Below are 21769 nucleotides of genomic sequence, written 5' to 3' on the forward strand. Positions count from 1 at the left end.
ATTTCCTTTATATTCCGCTAGTACGATAGCGGCCCCTGAAACAATAACAATGGGCATTCGATCATGACATTGGCAAATAACTACGAACACCTCACCGCTGGGGCTAAATCCAAGATCGGCAAACGTACCCAAATCTTCATTAATGGTGAGTTCAGGGACCCGCATTCAGAAAAATACTTTTCTATCGCCGATCCTAGTAACGGTCTTGAATTAGGTCAAATCGCACAGGCAGACCAATTTGACGTCGACCTGGCAGTGGCCGCTGCACGCAAGGCATTTGAAGACAGCGCCTGGTCCAGAATGAGACCCTATCAACGTGAAGCTTTGATGCTGCGGCTCGCTGATCTGATTGCGGAAAATGCTCAGGAGCTTTCTGAACTCGAGACGCTCAGCAGTGGCCGCCTTATTCGAAACACTCGCGCATTCGATGCGGACCTGTCGGTTTATACGCTGCGTTATATGGCCGGGTGGTCCACCAAAATCTCTGGAAAAACCCTGGATCTGTCCGTTCCTTACCTGCCGGATCAAAAATTCTTTGGTTTCACAAAACGATCGCCACTGGGTGTCGTCGCAGCAATTACCCCGTGGAACGTTCCGCTTTGCCAAGCGGTCTGGAAATTGGCACCTGTTCTTGCAACGGGGTGCACTGTTGTTCTCAAGCCCGCTGAGCAAACCCCGTTCACTACTTTGCGCCTGGCGGAGCTGTGTAATGAAGCTGGCATTCCACCTGGAGTTGTCAATGTCATTACCGGCCTAGGTCATGAAGTAGGTGCGGCGCTTGTTGAGCACCCTGGCGTGGACAAGATAAGTTTTACAGGCTCGACTGAGACAGGGAAACGAATCGCCGCAATAGCAGCGCCCCTGATGAAAAAATACACGCTTGAACTCGGCGGTAAGTCACCGGTCGTCATCGCCGAAGATGCCGATCTGAACATCGCTATTCCCGGCGCTGCCTGGGCTATTTTCGGCAATCATGGTCAAAACTGCTGCGCAGGTTCTCGGCTGTACGTCCACGAACGCCACTACGCCGAAGTCACTGCGGGAGTCGCTGAAATCGCACGGACCATCAAAATTGGCCCGGGTCTGGATTTAAGTTCGCAGATGGGTCCACTCGTTCATCACGCCCACCGCGACAAGGTGATGAGCATGATCCACCAGGGCCTTGAGTCCGGTGCAGAATTACTGTGTGGGGGCGAAACGATCAACAGCCCTGGCGCTTATATTCAGCCTACCATTTTGACCGACCTTACAAACAACAGCATCACATCCCAAAAGGAGATTTTTGGGCCGGTGCTAACAGCCTTTTCCTTCAAGGACGACCGTGAGGTTATCCAGCGCGCCAATGCGACCTCATTTGGTTTGGGGGCCAGTATCTGGACCAAAAACGTTGATCGGATCACGAGTTTCTTCGGCGGCGTGAAGGCAGGCACTATCTGGATCAATAACCACAATGTGCTGGATCTCAGTCTCCCCTTCGGCGGCATGAAGGATTCAGGCGCAGGTCATGAATTGGGTGAAGAAGGCTTACTCGCTCACACGTCACTCAAGGCCGGTGTTATGCGTGTTTTTGATCAGTCTGAATGAAGATTGGCGAGCTTTTTTAAACCATCAATATGAATTGTCTTCCCGCGTGCGTACAGGTATTACCCGATGAATGAACTCCTAAACGTAGTCGTGCTTAAACGAGTGCTGCAAGGTGATGATGTGGTCGTCATCGAGCTGGCGCGGGCAGACCGCGGCAATTTACCGACCTTTGAGGCCGGTGCCCATATTGATGTGCACCTACCCTCAAATGTGATCCGCCAATATTCGTTGTGCGGCGATCCCGCTGACGCAGGCATTTATCGCCTTGGGGTATTGAGAGATCCTCAATCCAGGGGTGGGTCCATTGCAGTCCATCAGGAATTACTTGAAGGCGTAAAGGTAAACATAAGCCTGCCTCGTAACCATTTCCCGCTGGACTTGAATGCCGAACGTTCAATCCTGCTCGGAGGGGGTATTGGCATCACACCGATGCTGGCCATGGCCTATGCGCTTGAAGCCAGGGGAAAGGCGTTTGAGATGCATTATTGCGCACGCTCACGTAGCCGAAGTGCGTTTCTTGAAGAGTTGGAGCTCTCCGGATTTTCCCAAGCTGTCCAGCTGCACTTCGACGATGAACCTGAAAGCCAACTGGACCTCAAACGCGTATTAGGAGGCAGCCAGGACACGGCTCACATCTATACATGTGGACCGGGAGGTTTTATGAAGTGGGTTATCAATAATGCTCTCGAACTCGGCTACCCTGATGCACACATTCACCGCGAATACTTTCAGGCCGACATTGATACCAATGGGTCTGGTTTTGAGGTTGTGGCGGCGCGCAGCGGTAAAACCGTCAATGTCATGACCGGGCAGACCATTTATCAAGCACTGGCTGAAGTAGGTATTGATATCGAAATATCCTGCGAGCAGGGTGTTTGTGGCACATGCCTCTGTGATGTTTTAGAGGGTGAACCAGACCATCGCGATGTGTATCTCACTGCTGATGAAAAAGCGGCGAACGATACGATATTGGTATGCTGTTCACGATCAAAGTCTCCACGATTGGTGCTGGACATATAACGTCAAAAGCGGTGCATCGCCGGCGTCATTTGCCTTGGCCGTCCTCAGCAATGTGATGACACACAGGCTATGGCGCAGGGATTGTCATGCGTTGCCGCTCAAGCAAACCCATTGAGCCCACCGGGATTTTTTCTTGCCGTATCGGCGGTTCAAATCCCCCTGTCTTACACATGACTACTGCTTTGCGCCGGTTAGTGTTGGCGCTAGCCATTCGGCAGTTTCAATCCAGCGCTGCCTGACAACGTGCAGCTGAGAATTTTATGCTTAAGAATAACCTTCAGGGTTTATGGAAATATCGAGTGCCGTTGTTGGGCATATTCAGTATCGCGACTGCTCTCGTGCTGGCTTTTGCCTGGGCAGGAGGATTCTTAGGCACCGGCGTTACCACAAAAGAGTTTCTGGGTGACTCCCTGGATAATTTTCCACCAGGCTATCGACGGGCCCACGGTAAGGGTATGTGTTTCAGTGGGACTTTTCATGCGAGCGGCGAGGCCGTCCCTCTGTCGACCTCACGTATTTTTCTACCGGCCAACATCCCAGCCGTCGGGCGTTTTTCAATCGGCACCGTGGACCCGCATGCGGCGGACAATTCGACGGCGACCGTCAGCATGGCACTCATGCTGGTAGGCGACGACAAGTCACAGTGGCGAATGAAGCTCAACAACGAACCCTACTTCGCGACTCGGGATGCCGAGGGTTTCCTGGCGCAGGTCGAGGCCTTTGAACCGGTGGCTGCCACTGGACAACCAGCCCCGGACAAGGTGGCCGCGTTTTTTCAAAAATATCCAGAGGCTCGCAAGTCTGTAGAGCGAGAGGCGAACGCGACTTGGCCGGCCAGTTTTGCAGGAACCGAATATAATTCCATCAACGCCTTCGTACTCATTGCAGCGGATGGAAAGCGTCAACCTGTGCGCTGGTCCATGCGCCCTCATGCGGCGGTAGAGATGTTGAGCAAAGAGGCTCATGCGCAAGCCAGTCATGACTTCCTGTTTGATGAAATAACTCAGCGTGTGGGTGTAGCACCCTTGTACTGGGATCTGGTATTCCAACTGGCCGAGGCGGGAGATCCGGTGAACGACCCTTCTCAACCATGGCCGAGCAACCGCAAGGAGGTAATCGCTGGGACGTTAGAGGTCAACCAGGTGGTAGAGCAAACTCATGGGGCATGTCGTGACATTAACTTTGACCCGACGCTTGTACCTTCAGGAATAGCGCTTTCAGACGATCCGGTGCTTGCAGCCCGTGCGGGTATTTACTCCCAGTCCTATAACGCCCGATTACGAGAAATAGGTTTTGGTAAAGCCACTGACGCGGTTGGCAAAAAGGAAATCAAATAATGCATACCCAGCAGAAGCACACCGGTGTGCAAAGTTTCAACTTCGCGGCACGGCTTCTCCATTGGCTCATGGCTGTCCTTATCCTGGCTATGCTATTTATAGGTGTAGGCATGATGTCTTCTCTGAGCCTGCGTCCCTGGCTCATTGATCTTCATAGGCCTCTGGGAATCGCCATTCTTCTTTTGGCTATCCTGCGTCTAGGCAATCGGCTTTTAAGCACCACGCCGCCATTGCCTGCCAGCGTACCGTACTGGCAGGCAATGGCGGCGCATGTTTCGCATCTATTGCTCTACTTGCTGATGCTCTGCCTGCCACTGCTCGGTTGGGCCACGCTCTCTGCCGGAAATTGGCCTGTCACCATGTTCGCGGGCTGGAACCTTCCACCCATTGCTCCTGTCAGCTCCGCGCTTTACGCTTGGTTTCGGGCCGCACATGGGTTATTCGCCTGGGTTCTGTTTCTGCTTGTGTTAGGACATCTTTGCGCAGCGCTGATACATGCTTGGATATACCGCGACGGCGTCTTTTCCAGCATCACGCGTAAGGCTCGTGGTAAATAAATGACGCACATCAACATGGCCACGATCGATCTGAATCTTCTCAGGACTTTTGTGGCTATTTGGGAATACCGCAGCCTGACAATCGCGGCCGAACGCCTACACCTCAGCCAGCCCGCCGTCAGTCACGCACTGCGTCGACTACGCGATGTGTTTGACGATCCGCTGTTCGTACGAACAGCAACGTCGATGGAGCCGACTGACGCAGCTATTCGCCTGCACGGCCCCATTGAACATGCGCTGATTATTATTCAAAGCGCATTAATGATGTTTTCGAACTTTGAACCGAAAACAGCGGATCGTACTTTTCGCATCTCCATGTCGGATATGTCGCAACTTTATGTGCTACCGACGGTGATGGAAGTGCTAGCGCGCGAGGCGCCGAAAGTACGCCTGGATGTGCGTCAAATGCCTATAGAGCAACTGGCTATGGCATTGCGCAAAGGTGATATAGATATCGCGATAGGCTATCTGGTAGAGCTTGGTGAAGAGTGCATCCACGAAAACTTGCTAGACGACGAATTCATTTGTCTGTTGCGCGACGGCCATCCTTTTCAGGAAGATGAATTGAGCGTTCAGGACATACTCGCCCTGCGCTATGTTGACGTTTCGAGCAATATTACCGGCCATGGCGTAACCGCCGATGCAGCATTCGGAAAGGCCGGCATTGCTCGCGAAATCGCTCTGAAAGTGCCTAACTTCACGATTGCCCCGAAAATCGTTGCCAACACTGATCTGGCATTGATTCTGCCGCGTGCCATTGCCATGCAGCTAAACCACGACCAGCGCTATCGGCTGCTGAGTCTGCCCATCGAATTGCCACCTATCTCGGTGGGACTTTATTGCCATAGCCGTTTCCTATCGGATGCCGGGATAACCTGGCTGCGCCGGTTAATCATTAGTCTGTTTGCCTCCGGCAGCCATACTGGAGTTCATATGAAATGAGGCGTGCGAGCATTCTTTATAAACCCTGTAACCCACGAATGGGGAACTGCAATTATTCAGGATGCCGACGTCTGTACGTTGACGGCTGCAGCCCGCCCCAGACGGTGAAAGTTTCTCCCAAAGTAAATCAGACTCTCCCCCTCTTCACGGACCTGAATTTGGTTAATTTCTACAAATAATACCGAATGCGATCCGACTTCCTTGATATCTACTATGTTTCCTTCGAGGCTTGCTAGGGCGTCGTTCAACACCGGTAGGCCCGAGGAGCCTGTCCGCCAATCCTGGCCGGCAAAACGTTCAGCAGGCGGCAGGTCGGTCATACCAGCAAACTGTCGCGCAACACCCTCCAGATCACCGGTCAGTATATTTACGCACAACGCCCTGTTGCCCAGCAACGCTTCATGAATTGAACTGTTACGGTTGATGCAAACCAATAATGTTGGGGGCGTATCAGTGACCGAACAGACCGCACTCGCAGTTAATCCGAAGCGACCATGGGGGCCATCGGTAGTAATGATATTCACCGCCGCAGACAACAATGACAGCGCTTGCCGGAAATGTTGTTTTGATTGATCGCTAACCATAACCTTCACCTGTTAATTATTGACTTGGTGAATCCATGTTGAGAGGGATTGTTCATTCGGTCAAATTCGCTTTACTCATACGCACTATTGACAGCAGGAATAGCCGTCGCACTTAAACGCCCTCCCCTTTAGAGGCGCATGGCACGACAGTTAATTCCCACGGATTATTTACCTTATTCATATTTCGAATTTGATTTTTTCTTATCAGTCCACGCATTCTGAACGTGTATGCAAACACCCTAGCCAGAGAACAATAAACATGAACAGCAAAAACAATTTCGATTATCGTGACACACGTAAAGGCGCTCCAATCAGCATCAAGGCGGTTTCCCTGGATGATGTGATTGCGGAGATTGCCGAGCGTCGCAGCGAGTTTAACCAACGCTCCCATGTCCCTTTAGACATGATCGAAAAAATGAAAGCAGTGGGTATCTTCCGCGCCAGTACTCCCAAATGTTTCGGTGGCGATGCGCTGCCTCCAGCCGAGTTCCTACGCATCGTAGAGCGGGTTTCCGAAGCCGACGGTTCGGTCGGTTGGGTGACCGCGTTCGGCTCAGCCAACATCTACCTGGCGGCACTCCCCCCGGCAACCCAAGCGTTGATTTATGCCAACGGGCCAGACCAGGTCTATGCTGGCGGCCTTTACCCTCTACAACCCGCCAAAGAGACTGAAAATGGCTGGGAAGTCAGCGGGCACTGGCGGTTTGCTAGTGGGTGCAAAGGCGCCAACTGGATTGGTGTAGGCATAGGTGGCACATCGGCCAACGGTGGAGGACCGACGGCAGGCAAACCGCTGACCGCTGTGTTCCCGGCAAGCGAAGTGCAGATCGTCGACAACTGGAATGTTGTCGGGATGCAAGGGACGGGGAGCCATGACCTCAAATTGCACCAAAAGAACATCCAACGCGAGTGGACTTTCGTGCGGGGCAGTGCCTCCACAATTGACGAGCCCCTCTATCATTACCCGTCCGTTTCCTACCAGGCGCAAGTTCACGCCGCCGTTAACCTTGGGCTGGCACGCGCAGCACTGGACTTGGTGATCGCAATGTCGGGCAGCACCAAGACTGTCACCGGTGCCCCGCGCTTGGGTGATCGAGCTTATTATCGCAGCGAACTGGGTAAGGCAGAGGCGATGCTGCGAAGCGCCCAGGCGTTTTTCTACGAATCCGCCGAAGCTGTATGGGCTTCGCTCATCGCCGGTAATGCGGTGACCCTGCAGCAGACTAACTTATTACGCCTCAGCGCCACCCATGCCGCTCATACCGGAGCGGACGTAGTCATGAAGGCTTATCGACTGGCGGGGACTGCAGCCATCTTCAATGACAATCGTCTGCAATGGATCGTACGCGACTCCATGGTGGTGACACAGCATGCTTTCCTCGGCGAAGCGACTTACGACGGCGCTGGCGCGGTGTTCGCCGGCATCGAACCGACCATCCCCTATCCTTGAGTACCATTATGCACAGCATCTTCTACCACGCTGCTGCAGCCTCTAGAACTGATTCTGCAAGAGAAATATGCAACCTTGTTAGCGCGTCTCTACCAACTGAACGAACGTCGCGTCCAGGTCGTTTGGGTTGAAGATTGTCGCCATCGGGCTGCATCGGGCCACCATCAGTCGATGTCTGCAAGTTGGTGAGTGGGCAATATCAGTTTTAATATGCGGCACACAGCTGTTTTCGCTCAAGTGTGTCATCAAGCGACCGATAAAAACTTATGCGCTGGGCCATCCGCCGCTGCTTGCGGGGAGCACATTCCACGATCTGGGAAAACCATGACAATAAGAACAATTAACATTGCTCCGCGCGCATTTCTGGGGTTCTCCCTGATAGGCGCGCTCATGCTGATTCTCGGCCTCTTCGCCTTGTCTCAGATGAGCAAGATCCGAGCAGCTGGCGACGATATCGCGATAAATGGCGTCCCTAGCTTTCAGACCCTGAATGCTCTCACGGTGACGGGCGTCCGTATGCGGGTTTTATCGCATCGGCTGTTGACTGATCGCGAACCGAATATTCAGAACAGGACCATCGAATTACTTGAGGAACAAAACCAACAACTTAACAAGTCGCAGGCAGCATACGCCAAACTGATTTCATCTCCTGTAGAGCAATCCGACTACAACGACTATATGCGGCTGATGGGTGAATATCGCAAAATTGAAACGCGCCTTGTTACCCTCAGTCGGGCTGGCGATCTGCAGGAGCTAACGCGCGTGCTGAACGCCGAATCTGCGGCTAACGCTGAGCAGATCAACGTAGCGTTGAATAAGCTTACTGACTTCAATAACGCCCAGCTGGCTATCATCAATCAATCCGCTGCTGACCAGTACAGCTCTGCGTTCAACTGGGTTGTCGGCCTCCTCATTATTGCCTCGCTACTGACTATGCTGTTTGCCTGGATGCTGACCAAGAGCATCACCCAACCGATAGCGTTGGCACTTGAAGCGGCTGAAACCATCGCCGAAGGTAATCTGACCCGACCGATAAAGGTTGATGGCACTGACGAAGCGGGCCGGTTGCTGCTCGCCATGCAAAAGATGCAAGAGAAACTGCGCGATACCTTGATGCGTATTTCCGGATCCGCAACACAACTGGCTTCCGCTGCCGAGGAGCTGAACGCAGTTACCGATGAAAGCGCCCGTGGCCTTGCGCAGCAGGACAACGAAATAGAGCAAGCTGCGACTGCAGTCAACGAAATGACCAGCGCCGTCGAAGAAGTGGCGCGTAACGCAGTGAGCACTTCCGAGGCGTCAAAAAACGCGACGGCGTCAGCAGGCGATGGCCGGGATCTGGTTCACGAAACCGTCAACGCTATCGAACGCATGAGCGGGGATGTGCAAAGCACCGCCGATCTGATTGGTAATCTTGCGGAAGAGTCCCGCGACATCGGCAAGGTTCTGGACGTGATTCGTGGCTTGGCGGATCAGACCAACCTGCTGGCGCTGAACGCAGCTATCGAAGCGGCCAGGGCCGGTGAAGCCGGTCGCGGCTTCGCGGTTGTCGCCGATGAAGTACGCGCTTTGGCCCATCGCACTCAACAGTCCACCAGCGAAATTGAACGCATGGTTGGCAGAATTCAAGGCGGTACCCAAAAAGCAGTCAGTTCAATGCGTAACAGCACTGACCGTGCTGAATCTACCCTGAACATCGCGAAAGGCGCAGGCCTGGCGTTGGAAACCATCAACACCGCAGTGATCGAGATCAACGAGCGTAACCTGGTCATCGCCGCCGCTGCGGAAGAACAGGCTGCAGTCGCCCGTGAAGTGGACCGCAACTTGGTCAACATCCGGGACCTGTCGACGCAATCTTCCAACGGCGCCGCCCAGACGAGCGCCGCCAGCGGCGAGTTGACCCGCCTGGCGGTAGACCTGAACAGCATGGTGTCGAGGTTTCGCTTGTAAGAGGTATTGGGGGCCATCTGTTGGAGCAGGCTTGCCCGCGAGAGCGATGACGCGGTTTGCCTGATATACCAAGGCGCCTAGTTCGCAGGCAAGTCTGGCTCTCACGGAGTTCAATTTGAACCCTGATTCCGTCCACACAGTTACGGCCATTGGCGCTAAGTGTTCCGTTGGCGTGCGGGCCAACATGGCCACCCTCTCAGCTTTCCCATCGCTGGTGCGCAAGGTGACAGCGTCTGTCGATACATCCAGCGCACTAGGCTCGAACGCAGCGTGATCGATTTGGCCAACCCGTTTCTGCGAACTGAGTCGCTTACCTTGATCGCTTAAAAATAATGTTTCAGAAATCCCGCTCATTTTCAGCCGCTTCTTGAAAAAAACACTTTGAACTGAAGCCTAAAACACTTACGTGCGCATGCCTTGCGCGGAGCGCTGGCGATGATGCCTGGCCCCTAAGAAAATTACGGCTTGACCTTGCCTCTGGGTTCTCGTTAACTTCTCGCTACCTCCTACCTTCCGATAGGAAGCCAATCATGAGTTTGTTATGGAAAAGAGTCATTTCGGCAATCCTTCACTAAAGTTTGCCATTGCCTTGGGCGCCATCGCCGCACTGGGGCCCTCAGCCGTCGATATGTATTTGCCAAGCCTGCCCGAAATGGCGGTTGATTATTCGACCAGTGTTGCCAGCATTCAGCTGACGCTCACGGTCTTTTTGTTGGCAATGGGGCTTGGGCAATTGCTGTTCGGGCCGGTAGTTGACGCCTTTGGCCGTCGACGTCCACTGATAGCAGGCTTGTTGCTGTTCAGTTTGAGTGCGCTGGCTGCAGGAGCGGCACCAACCCTTGAGTGGCTACTCGTGGCACGATTTGCCCAAGGGATAGGCAGTGCTTTGACGTTGGTAGTCATCATGAGCATGGTGCGTGACGTCACTCAGGGCGTTCAGGCAGCAAAACTTTTTGGCCTGCTGCTGACCATTCAAGGTGTTGCTCCCATCATCGCCCCGGGGTTGGGTGGTTACATTGAGGCGCATTTCGGATGGCGGGCCGTCATGCTGGTACTGGCTGTTCTCGGTGCGCTGGTGGCGGTGAATTCGATGGCTGTTTTGCCTGAAACACTACCAATGCAAAAGCGCGAGCCATTGAATATGCGACTGGCGATACGCACGTATGCGCGCATCGCAAAAGACGGTCGTTTTCTAAGGCCCGCCTTAGCGCTGTCAGCAGTGTTCTTCTTTCTCTTTGCCTATGTGGGCGGCGCTACATTTGTTTATCAGAAGGAGTACGGACTGCCTGCTGCCCAGTTCGGTACGCTGTTTGGCGCAACCGGCATCGCGATTCTCATAGGGGCGGTCGTGGCGACCAGACTGGTGGGCAAGTACGGTTTGGCCCGCATGGCAACGGCTGGAGCTTTTTGCATCTTCGCAGGTTCTGTCATGGCCTACGGCGCAGCAGTATCTGGTTCTAGTTTGTACTGGCTGGCTGCCGGTGTCGCGGTAGCACTGCTTGGATTGGGGATTGCAGAAACCTCACTGATGACGCTGGTGATGTCTTCGCAAACCACTGCCCTGGGTTCAACGGCTGCATTGCTCGGCGCGTTTCAGCTTGGCATCTCGGCCTTCGCCACACCGTTGACCGGTTGGGCGAGCAGCTATGGCGCCACTGCCTGGTGCGCATTCCTGATAGTCTGCGCCGTTATGGTGGGTGCGCTGACCTGGGGCAGTGTGCGCGAAGGCAGAGCCGAGCACATCACCGCGTTAAATCATTGAATTAAAAGGTCATCCCGATGAAAGTGCTGAGCCCTTCGGCAAGCAGAATCTGTGATATCGCTCTGGTGCATTTCGCTGAGCGGGGATACGACGCCTCGTCGCTCAATGAAATCGCTGTCGTGGCAGGTATGCGCAAGCCCTCGTTATACGCGCACTTCAAGAGCAAGGATGATCTGTTCAACGCCGTGCTGAATCTGGCGCTGGCGACGGAGAGGCACTATATCGAAGAGATGTTTGCAAGCGTCCCGGCGAATGATGACGAGCCTGGCAAGCTGTACACGGACAATCTTTCAAACCGCTACGAGTCTTCCGCAGCTCTGCGTTTCCTGCTGCGCACTGCATTCTTTCCGCCTTCGGAGTTAAAGGCATCGGTTGCAAGTGGCTTTGAAGCCTATCTGGATCGTCTTCGCGAACGCTTTGGCGCAAGCCTTGAGAACAGGTATCCAGCACTGTCGGCGAACGAGATTTCGATGTTTCAGGATGCTTATATCGCGGTTATCGACAGTCTTCATGTCGAGTTGATTTACTGTAGTGAAGGCACCTACTGTCGGCGTCTTACCGCTTTATGGCGCATTCTTGGTGATTCGCTGTCTCTGGCTGTGGGGAACGTGGAGCATGAGTAACTTATCCATGCAAACGGTGCATGTAGTGGTCAACTAATCCCGGACACGACGTTAAGTTTTTCAACCTTGGCTGATGCTGTTGATCAACGCTGCCGAGTTATCCACGATCGACTTGCGTAGAATCGCAACCGTTTCGGCGGGGACATGTTCACCCGCCATCAGCAGCTCGCTCGGCAAATCACCGCTGCGCGCCAGTACCCGGAAGGCATTACGTTGGTCTTGCGGCTCCTGCGCCATGAAGGTTTCGTAGTCCGAGCGCCCCATGCCCATGGCACTCAGGTCGCCACGTTTAAGCCCCCCATGCCAAGCGCAAGTTGGTGGGTGACTCCCCCAGCGTCTGCCACCGTTTTGGCAACGTGTTCCACCAGCTAGAATGCCCATCGACGGCGTGTTAGGCCTGATGGGGCGACGGCCAGTAAGGACCAACCGCTCCAACCATTGATCCAGTAGGGCCCCAACGCGCGCCGGGCTGCCTCGGCCTAGTTTCAGTCGCACCCGCTCCTGCCCTACCGCGCTCAATTCTCGAGCGCACGAACGCGCTGCATGCGCTTCTGCTCTACCGGTGCAGCGGCCACCTGCAGCTCAAAGTCGAAATCAATCCGCGCAAAGCGCCCTTGCACGCCCAACTCCAGCGCCATCGGCGATCAGTTCATCGCGTGTGGCATACGCAAAATCGTCGTGCACGTACGGGTCATCCGACAGGTTGATCTGCGTGGTCAGGTGACGATAACCCGGGGCCGAGATGAAGAAGTGGATATGCGCCGGCCGCTGCCCGTGGCGCCCGAGTTGATCAAGCAACTGTTGGGTCGGCCCGGTCGGCGGGCAGCCATAACTCGACGGCACGATCAGATTCGCAGGACGCTTGCATGCGAAGCAGATCGGTGTGGCCAAGCTTCCATGTAGTTGTAATACATCATGTTTTGTCCAATGCCCGGTGAGCTTATCCCCGAAAGTGGGAATGCCACTCTCTGCTGAAATACCTGTCCCCGTGAAAAATACAATCTTTCGAGCCGCACGAAGAGCTTGTGTAGCCCTACTCATTTCGCCCATCTGATTAGCTTCTGTTTACCTAATCACGACTCATCGAGAATTCACGCTGATTCCCGATTTCGTTGCCGACAAATATAGGAATGGCAGATAGGACTCGGGAACCGTACTGCATCGCCATCACTGCCCTCCTGGCCCTTACGAGTATTTACCCGCCGACTAGTAAACGGTAGTCCAGCGCGCTCCCAGATTCGATCATCTGTGAGAAAACTGTTCGCGGTTTTGAAATGATCAAAGCGGCCTTCAAATATCGTAGTTTTTTGCGTCGTAAGTCGTGCTAGGCATCTGCAGTGCCATCACCTATGACTGAAATTTAACTTTTCTGAGGGCAAAAAAACCGCCCTAGTAGGGCGGTTTTTTCAGCATTGCGGTTAGTGGCCGCTATGCCAGCTCGCAAAGATCACCTGATCTGGATCTCTCTTCACAAAAGCTGACACGCATGGCAACTCTTTTTTGAGCAATCACTCAACAACTACAGGGAAGCCGCTCATTGGATAATCTAGTCAGCAGCTGGTGGCCAACCTCTATTTAATGCAGTGTGAATCACCCCAAGTTTCGTAGACACGTCCGGGCTTAATGAAGCACGTTTTCAATAATGGCCTTCACTACGTTGTTTTCGTCTCGGCGCGTCCAGAAAATCTTATCAATCCCTTCAGCCTTCAATAATCGGTGGATTTCCGGTTCGGCATGCCCTGCCCTGCCCTCCAGAAAACAACAGTCAATAATCCACGTGCGGCGCCCCTCATCCCACTCAGCGTCGTGCAGCGAAAAATCAGGGGCTTTCAACAACCGTTGTTCGGTATCGGGAGCTAAATTGGCCCAGGTGATATAGCCAATCGGCCGATCAAAATCGTCAAAGAAAAACAGTATTTGCTGATGATTGATGGCCGGTACAATCCAGGCCCGGACATCCATCAACTTAAGCTCGCGTTTCATCTGGCTTTCCATCGCAACCCAGCAGGCAAACCCTATCAGTGCGGCCTTATCGACGTAGCTTTGCTTTCGACAAAGGGTAAAAACCTTAACTTTTTTACGCATTTAATAACGCCTCCACGTCGGCATAAAAAGCCACAGCGTCGTTGATCACATCCGCTGGCAGGTCCAGTTCATGCAGCCCATTGGCGTGCATCTGCATCCCGCTCTCGTTCTCGATGTAAAAGCGTCCATCCAGCGCATTAAATCGGATGATGGTTTTCCCACTGGCCCAAAACACAGTGGTGAAGTCGCGCTCATCGCAAAAGGCGAGCGTTGCTGCACTGACGGCCTGATTAAATAATCGTGGATAGGCATCAGGGTCTGCACGGTTAACCGCGGCTATTTTTTGCCGCAACGGCGCCAGCTCCAAAACAAAAGCACGCCGGTTCAAGCGCGTGATATTCATCGCCATATACGCAACAAAATGGTTATACCTGACCTCGAATGATTGCGCCTTGGAAAACAGCAGCTCAAAAAGACGATCGTAGCTCTCTACCATTTTTCTGACCAACGCAACATCGGAACACGCCCAACTGAAACCCTGAACGACATCCGTGCTCTTGTTCTTCAATAACTGAATATATAACCGAGCGGCCCAATACTCGTAACCCTGCCAGCCTGCGGTGGTGTGCAGAGAAATCACTTCAAAGGTATCGAACGCCAATACCGCGCTCAAACACGTCGAGAATTCCAAAAACAATCGATCAGCCACGACATCCTCAAGCAGCGACAAAGGGAAACCAGCGCTCACCGCCGTGTAGAGTGACAGCGTTACTTCATACTCGTTTGAAAAGCTCGCCAGCGCTGTGTCGACCATGGTTTGTGCGGCTTCAGGGCTGACAACCTTGTACTTCCCAAGGTAATAGCCCATCTCTTGAATACTGCCGAGGGCCGGCAGATATTCCGTCGTGAATTGACCGACCGTGAAGCCCTCCCACCACATACGCTCTGAAAACGCGGTAGCCCCTGCCAGGTCCATCCAGGCGCCCTCCAGCGTTACATTGGAGGCGCTGATACTTTGATGAAAAATTCGCTTTGCCCGAGCCACTGCAAATTGCCGGGCGTAGCGCTTCGCCAGCTCGTCCAGCCCTGTGCCCAGTCGCTCAGTAAGACTTTCAGACGGCTGAGTCAGACTCGATTGCGGTAAAAACGCGACTAACTTGTTCACCGCGGCCTTGACGCGTTTGGCGTCCTCGCTCAGTTCGTCGAATTTTTTTTCCTTGTAATAAATGGCTCTGATGAAGTGAGCCGGCCGCACGGCAGGCATCCTGACCAATAAGCCGCGTGGATGGCGTTCATCGGGCTCTTCAAACTCCACACGCAGATCGATGATTGCCACGGTTCTAACGGCGCCATAGGGAAGCGCAAGATGAATGATTTCTGCCCAAATCGACTCATACACCGCCGTATTCAGTGAAAGAAAGCCATTGGCATGCGAGTTGCCATAACCATCCGGTGGCCTGATCCCGACCAAAGGATTAGGCCCAATACCTTTTGAATGAAAGCGCCCATCGAAACCACACCGCCCGCCGCCGCCGTTATTCAACAAGCCATCACCGCCGTAGCGCTCGGCAAAAAAAACTTTCTTGTCGAGGGCGTAATCAGCGGCGTGAGGTGGCTCGCTGACGATATAGCTGTATTCAGAAAGCAACTCGGCATGGCTCAGGCCGCAGTCGATTTCACCATTACGATAAATGACCTCACCGCCATCGACCCTGGTCGTTTCGAAGGGCACAAACACCTCCGGCAGGTCCTTCAATTGCTTGGCTATCATGAATGGGCACCCTCCCTGATGGGCTCATTGATGGGAAGGACGCTTGAGCCGCCCATAAAACCTGGATAACACCCCGCCACTGAGGCCGATGTAAGGGCACCATCGAATGAAATCAGTCGATCGGTGGTGGCTTTCCAGTCGGCAAGCCGGTGATAGGCGTTAATCACCCAACTCAGGTTTTCGCAAAGGTTGCCGAAAGCCGAGTTGATCTGCATGACATCGCCGAACATGATGCTGCCGGAAAAAAAACGCGGCACAGCCAACAAACTGCTGAACAGTAGAGACAGCTGGCTGTAACTTTCGGTGAAAAGCGACAAACGCATTTTTACGCCAATGGTCAGGCGCATATTGGCCAGGCTGACTTCAAGCTTTTCGCTTAGATGATTTTTCTCGGCGTGTCGACGGGTGCCGGCCTCGGGAATAGACGACGCATTGCGAAAGCGGATTAGAAAATAACGAAGGTCCGCCTCGGAGCGCTGTTGGTTGCTACTGAGCGACACCAGTTTGAAGCCGATTTTCTGGCTGATGTAGGTACCCACCAGGGCATACAAAATAGCAGCCCAGAACATGTAGGCCGGGATAGTAATGCCCACGAACGTTGCATCGCCCGAAATGCCGATCAGCACCACACTGAACGATATGACACTCGCCAGCGTGTAAATCAGGCCACAGGCAAGGTCGATGGTTTCAAAGGTGAATTTATTGATGTCTTCGGCGATTCGCTGATCAGGATTATCGACACAATGCTCCACGTGGTCAGGCCGACTCGAGGTGACGACCCATTCGCTAAGATAGTGGTTGGTCAACCAGCGGCGCCATTTAAGTGCAAAGACGTCGACCAGATACGTAATCACAACGGATCGTGCGACGGAAAACGAGATGATGGCCAGCGACACCAACACCAGGCGGTAGAATTGTGCCGCGTCATGGTCCTGAACAGCATTGTAAAAGTGCTTGTACCATTCGTTGATCGCCAACGCCGTCACAACGGCGAGCAGCGAGAGCACAACCAATGAAACTGAAGCGCACCAGGCAAAGACTTTCTCTTCGCTGTTCCAGTACAAAGACAGCACAGAGAGCGTGTTGCGCAGGAAATGCCTTTGATTAAAGGCCATCACATCCTTGTTAAAGATATTTTGATCCATCGGGGAATCTCGGTTAGTACTTCATCGTTATATTTTTATGGGTCTTGCAGCCGATCCCTATCGGCAATCGTCCTCCGCTTGCATGAGGTACTGAGCACTGCTATTGCTGCGTTCTTCGTCACTGATCGGCTCTGCGCGCCCACCGAGATACCGCGCCAGGAACGTTTCGGCGACGGCATTGAAGTAGAGCATGTTGCCCGGTCGTTGCAGGCCGTGGCCCTCGTCAGGAAAAAGCAGATAAGTCACGGGGATATCGTTGGCGCGCAAGGCCTCGCACAGTTGATCGCTTTCGTTTCGACGCACCCTCACATCATGGGCGCCATGCCCCACAAGCAGCGGTTTACTGAGTGTGTGCACATGATGAATCGGCGAGCGCTCTCGCAGCAGTGCAAGGCCTGCTGTGGTTTGCGGATCACCGATGGCTTGTATGAATGCGGACCGCAGACTCGCCCAGTAGACAGGGATCGAGTCGATGAAGGTTTCCAGATTGGTGGGCCCGCAGAGGTCGACGCCGCAGGCATAGCGATCAGCACTACGGGTCATGCCCGCTAAAACGGCATAGCCCCCATAACTGACGCCCATGATCGCCACGCGCATCGGGTCGGCAACGCCTTCGCATACCGCCCACTCAACTGCGTCGAGCAAGTCATCGTCCATCTTGCGCCCCCACTCGCCGTCACCGGCATTGATGAAGGTTTTGCCCAGCCCGGTGGAGCCACGGAAGTTCACACTCATCACGTTGTAGCCGCGATTGGCGAGCCATTGATGGTAGCTATTGAATCCGTACTCATCGCGAGCCCAAGGTCCACCGTGAACCAGCAGCACCATCGGGCCACGAGCGGTGGTTGCAGGTGGACGCGTGAGATACGCGATCAAGGCGCGACCGTCTCGTGCACGGAAGCTGACGCACTGCATGGGAACCAGTGTCGAGGTGTCGAAATACGCTTCGGCACTCATCACCGTCGTCAGCAATCGAGTATTGCGGTCATACAGTTGAATCGTCGGCGGTCGGCAATCGATGCAAGTGGAAATGATCCATAAGCGATCATCCCTACTGCGATTGATCAACTGCCAATCGGTGATGCCTGAGGCTGCCAGAAAGTCGATATCCACCTGTATATCGGCATTCAGTGCCGTGTAACGCCGACGCTCACGCGTAACGCCGTACAGGATGGGCTCCTGGGTCACCAGATCGAAGTGCAGGTCGCAAATGTCCGCTCCAGCGTCCTCTGCTATCACCTGCACGTGGCCCGACTCCAAGTCGACGCAGGTCAAGGCGGCGGTATCTCGCTGGCGGCTATCGAGCAGAAAAAGCCGTTTTCCGTCCTTGGCCAACATCAGTGCCCTGGATACGCGCACGTCCTCGATTGGAAAAATCAGCCACGGCGACCACCCTTGCGCGCCCTGATAACGAAGAATCTCAAGCTCGCCGGTATCGGCTAAGCGGGTCGCAAAACGAGGCTGATACAAACCATCGAGCACAAAGGAAATGAACCCTGGGTTTTCCAGCGCATGCACATACTGACCGCTCTGCAGGTCCAGGTTGTACAGATCGAAATGCTCAAGCGAACGCTTGTTGCACATGATCAGAATCTGGCCCGGACATTCACGACTTATGGCGACAATCGTCGAACGTACGCCAGCAAAAGGCGTCAAGTCACGGTCGATCCCAGTCTCGGTATTGACGCAATGGATGTGGTAATTCTCGTCACCTTCTGCGTCGTGCAGATACACAAGATGCTCTGGCAGATAAGTCCAGGCATACAGACCGACTCCGCGAGTGCCTGCATTCGTGACTGGCCGGGCGTCGTGCAACCTGTCGATGGGGGCGATCCATATACTCACCACGCCATGGTGCGGAGCCAGCCAAGCCAGGCGCAGGCCATTGGGTTCAATCTGCGGATGGGCATTGGCGGGGTTGCCAAAAATGCACGCCCGCGGGATCAAAGGTACGCAAGATAAGCGACTATTCATGCCGGGCCCTACGTTGCAAACGTGGAATCACCAAGGCGGCGGCAGCCATACCGAGTAGGACGCAATAGGCGAGTGAAGCACTTATGACCTCTCGATTGATAGAGATCGAAAAGGCAAGTTCCCTGGACTGGCTGTAAGTGGTAAACGTCATGCCGGAGAACAACAACAGGCAGATGAATAGCCCCAGCACACCACCGGCGAAGCCAAGCAACCCAATCAGCGCGAGGTGGGCGATCAGGCGTTCACGGCCGAAGCCGATCAACGCCAGCACACGCAAATCGTCAGCATTGTCCATCAATAAAGACTCGATCAACGCCGCCACGCCCGTGGCCGCCACAATGCCGACGAGTACCGCGAATGCGAGGCCAAAGTACATGACCAGATCAATCAAGTCCTGCGCCTGCCCAGCATAGTGCTCACGGCTGTCGCGTATGGTCAGCGTGTCTTTTTCCAGGTCTGCAAGCGTTGCGTTGTATCTGGCCGCCGACGCCGGCGGCCCGCCGAATGCGATGACACTGTAGACCGGGGCCAGGCCGTAATCAGTGCGCAGATGAACCAAGTCGCTCCAGAACTCCGACTCGCGAACGGAGCCTCCCGAAGTGAATACACCGACGATTTTCCACGGCTGTCCTTTCAACAGAATGCTGTGCCCGACAGCAAAATCCGGGTAGTGGTTACGTAGACTGGCCCCGACGATGACTTCATTTTTGTCGGGCTGGAACCTTCGACCTTCGATGATCCGCGCATAGTTCGCACCGCTGAGGGGATTGACCAGACTGAACGCCCCGTCAGTCACGCCGCGCACGATAAGCTCCTTATCGCGCCCGTCGGCCTTCTGGCGGGTAAGCATCGCCAACTCCGCGGAATAACCACGCACATGCGCAACGTCGGCGTCGTGTAATTGCTCCAGGTTAAGTGCCTGTGCTCGCGTGACCTGGCTCATCAATTCCGTATTGGCGTGCGCATTGATCATGAAATACCAGCCGGGTTGGCTACTGGCATCCAGCGTCGCACGCAACCCTTCACGTACGGCGAATGTCATGACCACGGCCGCCATGACCACCGTAAAGCTGAGCACTATTGCCGCTAGATACACCGGTTTGCGCAGCAACTGACGCAGGTAGATCACCACCAGCACCCAGGTTTTACTCAACGTCGAAGTCGCTGCGGCGGTTTGTCCAGCGCGAGTCATTGGGAAAAACCTCTGCGGATCAAGCGGCTGAGCGCCGGTGCGGTACAGACCACGGTCAACACACCACCCACGGCCAAGAGCCGCAGATAGTCCGCCGGATGAAGGCTGATCTCCCCCGGCACCGCCACGGGCAACCATACGATAAGGCGTTGGATAGCAATCCCCAGCAGAATGCTGACTAACACGCCACACACGATGTAACTGGTTAATTGAAAAAACGCGGTGACGATTACCCAGCGCCGAGAAAATCCGAGCCGGTAAAAAATCTGATAATCGGCCAGGGATTTTTGCGTGATCACGTAGAGATTGGCCGCCAGCAAAATAGCCAATAACAGGCAGATGCAGTAACTGACGAAAGCGATGGCGCGCCCGAAGTCGAACAGGCGCGCGGTGAACTGGCGCATGTGCACCTGCAGGGAAGCCGTTTGTGTCGTGCCGCGCATACTATCGTTGCTGAAGTGGACGTCGACCCGTTGAGACAGCGCCCCATCATCGGCCTCCTGACTCGGCTCGATCAGGAAGTAACTGGTCAAGCCCTTGCCTTCAAGGCGGCTGGAATCAAAAAAGTTGTAATGCAGATACAGTCCTGGACGGTTCTCAGGCGTGTTATCAATGACAATTCCCACGATGCGCAAATCCAGCAGGCCGCCATTATCTATAGCCCAGACGCTGGATTGCAGTGGCAGGCGATCGCCCACGGCAAGGTTGTACAACTGTGCAAAACGCTGGTCCACCAGCACGCCATCGCGCGTGCGTTGCCATTCGGCGAGCTGGTTGGGCGCCACCTGTAAGCTGGGATTCAAGGTAAGAAAACTGGCACTGTCCACCGCCAGGGCAGGCACCACCCAACTGGGATGACGGAAATAAGCACCGACCCAAGTGACGTGCGTAACCGCGGCCACCCCTTCGAGGTCGGCAATACGTCCCAAATACACATCGGGCAGCGGCATCTGCGGGCTGAGCCCGTTGACAACCAGCAACCTTCGGTCCGTCTGAGCCTGCTGCGGCGTGGAAAAGACGTTATCAAGCGCCGCTCCCAACTGCAGTAACAACATGCCAAACGCGATAAAGGCCACGACTAGGACAAAGCGCGCGCGATGTCCACGCAAGCCTCGCCAGATATAGGTCAGTCTGGCGCTCATCGCAGATTCGGCCTGTCATCAACCAGCACGCCATGTTGCAGCCTCAAATGTCGGTCGGCTAATGCCGCGACATTCGGATCATGGGTCACGACGACGACCGCCTTGCGATAGTGGTGACTCAATTGCTCAATGATCGCCATCACTTCCAGGCCAGTCTCTTTATTCAAGTCTCCGGTCGGCTCATCGCATAACAGCACGTCCGGATTGCCTGCAATTGCACGGGCAATCGAGATGCGCTGCTGCTCACCGCCAGACAGCTCACCCGGAAGGTGACGCCGCCGATGGGTCATGCCCACCACCTCTAATGCAGCATCGGCGCGCAGTGCCCGTTCCTTGCGAGACAGTTTCCACAAGTGCAGCGGCAGCATGACGTTTTCCTCCGCTGTCAGAGCCGGAATCAAGCAGTAGAACTGAAAAACAAAACCGATATGGGCAGCGCGTATCTGGGTGCGCAGTGACTCGCTTTTACCGTCCATGCGATGACCGGCAAGCTCCACCACACCTTCATTAGACGGGATCACCCCGGCGATGACGTCCAGCAACGTGGACTTGCCCGAACCGGAAGGCCCCATGATGCTGACCATCTCGCCACGTTGCACCTCAAGGTCCAGGCCCTGCAGTACGCGGATACGTTCGCGACCTTTGATATGCGCACGCGCCACACCGTTGAGGCGCAGCACGATTTCATCGTCTGAGGGCGTCTGCAAAAAA

Annotated in this window: 18 protein-coding genes and 2 pseudogenes; 10 read left to right on the top strand and 10 right to left on the bottom strand. The window is 54.4% G+C overall.

The genetic code is table 11. From position 1 onward, the window contains the following. The first annotated feature begins 63 nt into the window (after positions 1-63). From BFP90_RS22390 to BFP90_RS22410, 5 genes are all read left to right on the top strand, one after another. The gene (locus tag BFP90_RS22390) at positions 64-1584 is read left to right on the top strand and encodes an aldehyde dehydrogenase family protein (RefSeq protein WP_015372131.1); all 1521 of its coding nucleotides are present in this window, start codon (positions 64-66) and stop codon (positions 1582-1584) included. Between the two features lie 66 nt (positions 1585-1650). Continuing rightward, positions 1651-2604, top strand: coding sequence for a PDR/VanB family oxidoreductase (locus BFP90_RS22395; protein ID WP_015372132.1), 954 nt, complete (start codon positions 1651-1653; stop codon positions 2602-2604). Between the two features lie 260 nt (positions 2605-2864). Beyond that, the gene (locus tag BFP90_RS22400; RefSeq protein WP_041931476.1) at positions 2865-3941 is read left to right on the top strand and encodes a catalase family peroxidase; all 1077 of its coding nucleotides are present in this window, start codon (positions 2865-2867) and stop codon (positions 3939-3941) included. After that, a complete protein-coding gene (locus BFP90_RS22405; RefSeq protein ID WP_003232751.1) occupies positions 3941-4498 on the top strand; it encodes a cytochrome b in 558 nt (185 codons plus the stop codon). The genes BFP90_RS22400 and BFP90_RS22405 overlap by 1 nt, the downstream gene beginning before the upstream one ends. Continuing rightward, complete coding sequence (locus tag BFP90_RS22410) at positions 4499-5440, top strand: LysR family transcriptional regulator (RefSeq protein WP_015372134.1); 942 nt, start codon at positions 4499-4501, stop codon at positions 5438-5440. Between the two features lie 56 nt (positions 5441-5496). Here BFP90_RS22410 and BFP90_RS22415 read toward each other — a convergent pair whose 3' ends face one another. Beyond that, positions 5497-6024, bottom strand: coding sequence for a flavin reductase (locus BFP90_RS22415; RefSeq protein WP_003232755.1), 528 nt, complete (start codon positions 6022-6024; stop codon positions 5497-5499). Between the two features lie 259 nt (positions 6025-6283). Between BFP90_RS22415 and BFP90_RS22420 the strand changes: the two genes are divergently transcribed. The 5 genes and pseudogenes from BFP90_RS22420 (at position 6284) to BFP90_RS22435 (ending at position 11809) form a co-directional block, all read left to right on the top strand. Then, positions 6284-7474, top strand: a complete 1191-nt coding sequence (locus BFP90_RS22420) for an acyl-CoA dehydrogenase family protein (RefSeq protein ID WP_015372136.1) — start codon at positions 6284-6286, stop codon at positions 7472-7474. 324 nt (positions 7475-7798) lie between these two features. Continuing rightward, the gene (locus BFP90_RS22425) at positions 7799-9424 is read left to right on the top strand and encodes a methyl-accepting chemotaxis protein (protein ID WP_065898003.1); all 1626 of its coding nucleotides are present in this window, start codon (positions 7799-7801) and stop codon (positions 9422-9424) included. 219 nt (positions 9425-9643) lie between these two features. Further along, positions 9644-9748, top strand: a pseudogene (locus tag BFP90_RS29325) (transcriptional regulator FeaR); the annotation flags it as partial. A gap of 217 nt (positions 9749-9965) precedes the next feature. Next, complete coding sequence (locus BFP90_RS22430) at positions 9966-11186, top strand: multidrug effflux MFS transporter (RefSeq protein WP_065892719.1); 1221 nt, start codon at positions 9966-9968, stop codon at positions 11184-11186. A gap of 17 nt (positions 11187-11203) precedes the next feature. After that, on the top strand, positions 11204-11809 hold the full coding sequence (locus tag BFP90_RS22435) for a TetR/AcrR family transcriptional regulator (RefSeq protein ID WP_065892718.1): 606 nt from the start codon (positions 11204-11206) through the stop codon (positions 11807-11809). 60 nt (positions 11810-11869) lie between these two features. On the opposite strand, the gene BFP90_RS28875 is transcribed toward BFP90_RS22435, so the two are convergent. From BFP90_RS28875 to BFP90_RS22480, 9 genes and pseudogenes are all read right to left on the bottom strand, one after another. Further along, a complete protein-coding gene (locus BFP90_RS28875) occupies positions 11870-12073 on the bottom strand; it encodes a hypothetical protein (RefSeq protein WP_158254524.1) in 204 nt (67 codons plus the stop codon). Positions 12074-12324: 251 nt separating this feature from the next. Next, positions 12325-12655, bottom strand: a pseudogene (locus tag BFP90_RS22445) (catechol 1,2-dioxygenase); the annotation flags it as partial. A gap of 774 nt (positions 12656-13429) precedes the next feature. Next, positions 13430-13894 (bottom strand): toxin-activating lysine-acyltransferase, encoded by a 465-nt coding sequence (locus tag BFP90_RS22450; protein WP_065892716.1) that lies wholly within the window; start codon positions 13892-13894, stop codon positions 13430-13432. Further along, positions 13887-15605, bottom strand: coding sequence for a hypothetical protein (locus BFP90_RS22455; RefSeq protein WP_065898004.1), 1719 nt, complete (start codon positions 15603-15605; stop codon positions 13887-13889). The genes BFP90_RS22450 and BFP90_RS22455 overlap by 8 nt, the downstream gene beginning before the upstream one ends. Beyond that, entirely contained in the window at positions 15602-16750 is a 1149-nt protein-coding gene (locus BFP90_RS22460; protein WP_065898005.1) for an SbmA/BacA-like family transporter, read from the bottom strand. The genes BFP90_RS22455 and BFP90_RS22460 overlap by 4 nt, the downstream gene beginning before the upstream one ends. Positions 16751-16807: 57 nt before the next feature. Continuing rightward, positions 16808-18724, bottom strand: a complete 1917-nt coding sequence (locus tag BFP90_RS22465) for a S9 family peptidase (RefSeq protein WP_065898006.1) — start codon at positions 18722-18724, stop codon at positions 16808-16810. After that, on the bottom strand, positions 18717-19916 hold the full coding sequence (locus tag BFP90_RS22470) for an ABC transporter permease (protein WP_065892712.1): 1200 nt from the start codon (positions 19914-19916) through the stop codon (positions 18717-18719). Before BFP90_RS22470 ends, BFP90_RS22465 begins: the two co-directional genes overlap by 8 nt. Further along, positions 19913-21058 (bottom strand): FtsX-like permease family protein, encoded by a 1146-nt coding sequence (locus BFP90_RS28880; RefSeq protein ID WP_065892711.1) that lies wholly within the window; start codon positions 21056-21058, stop codon positions 19913-19915. The genes BFP90_RS22470 and BFP90_RS28880 overlap by 4 nt, the downstream gene beginning before the upstream one ends. After that, positions 21055-21765: an ABC transporter ATP-binding protein gene (locus BFP90_RS22480; RefSeq protein WP_065892710.1), complete on the bottom strand. Its 711-nt coding sequence runs from the start codon at positions 21763-21765 to the stop codon at positions 21055-21057. The genes BFP90_RS28880 and BFP90_RS22480 overlap by 4 nt, the downstream gene beginning before the upstream one ends. Positions 21766-21769: the final 4 nt, after the last annotated feature.

Source organism: Pseudomonas sp. 24 E 13 (genome assembly GCF_900004715.1).
Lineage (GTDB): Bacteria > Pseudomonadota > Gammaproteobacteria > Pseudomonadales > Pseudomonadaceae > Aquipseudomonas > Aquipseudomonas orientalis_A.

Bases quoted from the DNA above. Each gene is read 5' to 3' on its own strand.
- BFP90_RS22390 (WP_015372131.1), top strand. From the start codon at position 64: ATGACATTGGCAAATAACTACGAACACCTCACCGCTGGGGCTAAATCC.
- BFP90_RS22395 (WP_015372132.1), top strand. From the start codon at position 1,651: ATGAATGAACTCCTAAACGTAGTCGTGCTTAAACGAGTGCTGCAAGGT.
- BFP90_RS22400 (WP_041931476.1), top strand. From the start codon at position 2,865: ATGCTTAAGAATAACCTTCAGGGTTTATGGAAATATCGAGTGCCGTTG.
- BFP90_RS22405 (WP_003232751.1), top strand. From the start codon at position 3,941: ATGCATACCCAGCAGAAGCACACCGGTGTGCAAAGTTTCAACTTCGCG.
- BFP90_RS22410 (WP_015372134.1), top strand. From the start codon at position 4,499: ATGACGCACATCAACATGGCCACGATCGATCTGAATCTTCTCAGGACT.
- BFP90_RS22415 (WP_003232755.1), bottom strand. From the start codon at position 6,024: ATGGTTAGCGATCAATCAAAACAACATTTCCGGCAAGCGCTGTCATTG.
- BFP90_RS22420 (WP_015372136.1), top strand. From the start codon at position 6,284: ATGAACAGCAAAAACAATTTCGATTATCGTGACACACGTAAAGGCGCT.
- BFP90_RS22425 (WP_065898003.1), top strand. From the start codon at position 7,799: ATGACAATAAGAACAATTAACATTGCTCCGCGCGCATTTCTGGGGTTC.
- BFP90_RS22430 (WP_065892719.1), top strand. From the start codon at position 9,966: ATGGAAAAGAGTCATTTCGGCAATCCTTCACTAAAGTTTGCCATTGCC.
- BFP90_RS22435 (WP_065892718.1), top strand. From the start codon at position 11,204: ATGAAAGTGCTGAGCCCTTCGGCAAGCAGAATCTGTGATATCGCTCTG.
- BFP90_RS28875 (WP_158254524.1), bottom strand. From the start codon at position 12,073: ATGGGGCGCTCGGACTACGAAACCTTCATGGCGCAGGAGCCGCAAGAC.
- BFP90_RS22450 (WP_065892716.1), bottom strand. From the start codon at position 13,894: ATGCGTAAAAAAGTTAAGGTTTTTACCCTTTGTCGAAAGCAAAGCTAC.
- BFP90_RS22455 (WP_065898004.1), bottom strand. From the start codon at position 15,605: ATGATAGCCAAGCAATTGAAGGACCTGCCGGAGGTGTTTGTGCCCTTC.
- BFP90_RS22460 (WP_065898005.1), bottom strand. From the start codon at position 16,750: ATGGATCAAAATATCTTTAACAAGGATGTGATGGCCTTTAATCAAAGG.
- BFP90_RS22465 (WP_065898006.1), bottom strand. From the start codon at position 18,724: ATGAATAGTCGCTTATCTTGCGTACCTTTGATCCCGCGGGCGTGCATT.
- BFP90_RS22470 (WP_065892712.1), bottom strand. From the start codon at position 19,916: ATGACTCGCGCTGGACAAACCGCCGCAGCGACTTCGACGTTGAGTAAA.
- BFP90_RS28880 (WP_065892711.1), bottom strand. From the start codon at position 21,058: ATGAGCGCCAGACTGACCTATATCTGGCGAGGCTTGCGTGGACATCGC.